Annotated in this window: 5 protein-coding genes; all 5 read left to right on the top strand. The window is 68.1% G+C overall.

Going from position 1 to position 2613, the window contains the following annotated elements; translation table 11 throughout:
* Positions 1-320, top strand: a 320-nt coding sequence (locus tag ACFFNX_RS47405; protein WP_378212980.1) for a type VII secretion protein EccB, incomplete at its 5' end; no start/stop codon positions are given.
* A 50-nt stretch (positions 321-370) separates the two neighbouring features.
* Entirely contained in the window at positions 371-685 is a 315-nt protein-coding gene (locus ACFFNX_RS47400; RefSeq protein ID WP_378212979.1) for a hypothetical protein, read from the top strand.
* A gap of 24 nt (positions 686-709) precedes the next feature.
* Complete coding sequence (locus ACFFNX_RS47395) at positions 710-1000, top strand: hypothetical protein (RefSeq protein ID WP_378212977.1); 291 nt, start codon at positions 710-712, stop codon at positions 998-1000.
* A gap of 73 nt (positions 1001-1073) precedes the next feature.
* The gene (locus ACFFNX_RS47390; RefSeq protein WP_378212976.1) at positions 1074-1463 is read left to right on the top strand and encodes a hypothetical protein; all 390 of its coding nucleotides are present in this window, start codon (positions 1074-1076) and stop codon (positions 1461-1463) included.
* Positions 1464-1509: 46 nt separating this feature from the next.
* Positions 1510-2613 (top strand): hypothetical protein (locus ACFFNX_RS47385; RefSeq protein ID WP_378212975.1); only part of this gene is annotated, 1104 nt, incomplete at its 3' end.

The following is a 2613-nucleotide window of genomic DNA, read 5'->3' as shown; positions in this document are numbered from 1 at the left end:
TCACCACGCCGGCCACGACGGTCACCGCCTCGACCGCGGTGGGCGGGACGGCGCCCGCCGACGGCCGTGCCGCCGACCCGGTGCAGGTGGCGCCGAAGGCGGGGCTGCTCGCCCGCACGCTCCCGGCCCCCGGCGTCCCCGGGGAGGGGCTCTACCTCGTCACCGAGGACGGCGCCAGGTTCCCGGTGGCCGACGACGCGGCGGCCAAGGCCCTCGGTTACTCGACGTCCGCGGCGGTCGCCGTGCCGGCCGACCTGCTGGCGCTGCTCCCGACCGGTCCCGTACTCCGCACGCTCGGCTCGGGAGGAGGTGGCGGCTAGCCGACCCTCCGTCCCCGTCCTTTCCATTCCGATTCGCAAGGAGAGATCCCATGGCCGGTGAGTTCGGGAATTTCGACCCGTCCACCTACCACTTCAGCGACGCGGACCTGCAGCAGATCATCAACAAGACGCAGGACGCCATCAACGAGATGAACGTCGTCAACAACACGGTGCAGTCGCACACCGACTCACTCGTCGACGCCAACCGCTCCGACTCCGGGCAGATCCTGTCGGGTCACCTGACCACCTGGACGTCGGACTTCCACACCTGTGTGAACAACCTGACCGACCTCAACCACAAGGCCCAGGCCCTGCTGCAGATCAACCGCGCCACCAACAACGACGCCACCGGCGGAGCCAGGTAAGAGTCCGAGACAAGGAGACCGACGATGGCCGATCAGTTCTGGGTCAACCACGGCAACTACGGCGACGTGAACTCCGGCCTGGTCAACCAGGTCGTGCGCATGGACACGATCATGACCGACCTCAACGCCACCCTGAGCCGGATCAGCGAGGCGAGCGGCGGTAAGGCGACGCCGCTCTGGCAGGAGCAGCAGAACAACTGGAACCGCTCCTACACCGAGATGAAGAGCCAGCTCAACACCCACACGCAGTCGTCGATCCAGGTCGCGGAGACCTTCCAGAACGGCGACAACCAGGGCGCGCGGGCGATGGCCTGACATCGGGGCCGTGCAGTCCCGGTCCCGGGCCCCGCGGCCCGGGACCGTCACCCCGATCCCGGAAAGAGGAGATGTGGACGACACCGGAAAGATCACCTCGTTCGACAAGACCCACTACGACCAGCTCATCGCCCATCTGCGGGCCGTCGATGACGTCCTCAACACGACGCCCCGCTATCTGGGCCCGTCGGCGGACCTGAAGCTCGACCCCACGCTCAACTCGCGGTTCCACCCCGGGGCGCAGGACTGGTCGGTGGCCAAGGACTTCATCACGCAGGCGGGCACGTTCGGCACCTCAGTGCACACGCGGCTCACCACGTACGAGACGGACCTGCGGGCCTTCTACACGGCGCTGAAGAACGCCGAGGACGTCTTCGACGACACCGACGACCTCACCACCTACGACGCCTCGAAGTTCGAGCGGAACTACCCCGACGTCGGCGGCGGGACCACGACCCCCTGACCGGACCGGCGGGCCCGGCGTACTGACCGCGTGAGGAGAAGGAGCCATGGCGGACGATTCCGGTGGCCTGAGCGTTCCCGGCACCGACAACTGGAGCGAGTGGACGTTCGAGCAGGCGCTCAAGGCGCTCACCGGAGAGGGCGCCGACCTCCACACGCCCGCCAAGGCCACCTTCTTCAACGTCAACCCCAGTCCCGGTGACAAGGACGAGATCAGCTACCACGCCTGGGGCGATTACTACTACGGCGTCAACGTCAACCACGACGCCGTCACGGCGTGGACCCAGGCGGTCGACACGATCGACGAGATGATGCCGGACGTCTCCCGGGGCAAGCGCGGCAGCATGGACCACCAGACGCTCGTGGACCTCGCGGGGGCGATCAGCGACTTCGGCGGATGGGCCCAGGCCGTCGCCGGTGGCATGAACATGTGGTCGCAGCGGCTGGATTCCGACGACTCGTCCTTCCGCGGCAAGGCGGCGTTCCTGATCTACTGGCGGCTCAAGGCCAACGGCGACGGGCTGACCGACACCTACGAGCAGGTCACCACCCGGCACGGACAGCCCATGGCGACCGTGGTCATGGACGCCGCCAATGAACTCGGCACCTTCAACTCGACGATGTCGACGGCGTGGAGCACCGTCTCGGCCGACATCAGGAACTGGATCCAGCAAGCGCTCGACGACGTCTACTCCACCATCTGGCAGCACATCACCAGCGCGGGCATCGTCAAGGGCCAGCCCGGTTACGTGCTGGACGAGATCGCATTGGGCGGGCTGAACGTCGACGGGGCCAAGCAGTACATCCGGGACACCATGGCGAAGTTCCCGGACGGTGACCTGACCTCGTCGGCCACCTGGTCGACGCTCAACGGCAAGGTCGTCGACAGCGTGGCCGACAAGCTCAAGTCGATGCTCGACACGCCGGCGCAGACCGCGATCAGCTCGCTCGCCCCCAAGTACGTCCTGGCCACCAGCTCGCTGATCGAGATCACCGCGCCGCCGGCCGAGTCCCCTCCCCAGCCCGACCCCTCGACCGACGGGCCGCCCGACGGAAGCGGCGACATCCCCCCGCCGGACGGCGGCGGCAACCTTCCCCCGCCGGACGGCGGCGGGGGCGGTGACGGCGGGCTCGACCTGCCCGGCGGAGGC

The sequence above is a fragment of the Actinoallomurus acaciae genome (assembly GCF_042429965.1).
Taxonomy (GTDB): domain Bacteria; phylum Actinomycetota; class Actinomycetes; order Streptosporangiales; family Streptosporangiaceae; genus Actinoallomurus; species Actinoallomurus acaciae.
Note: the sequence above shows the minus strand (reverse complement) of the source record. Positions and strands in the feature narration are given on the sequence as shown.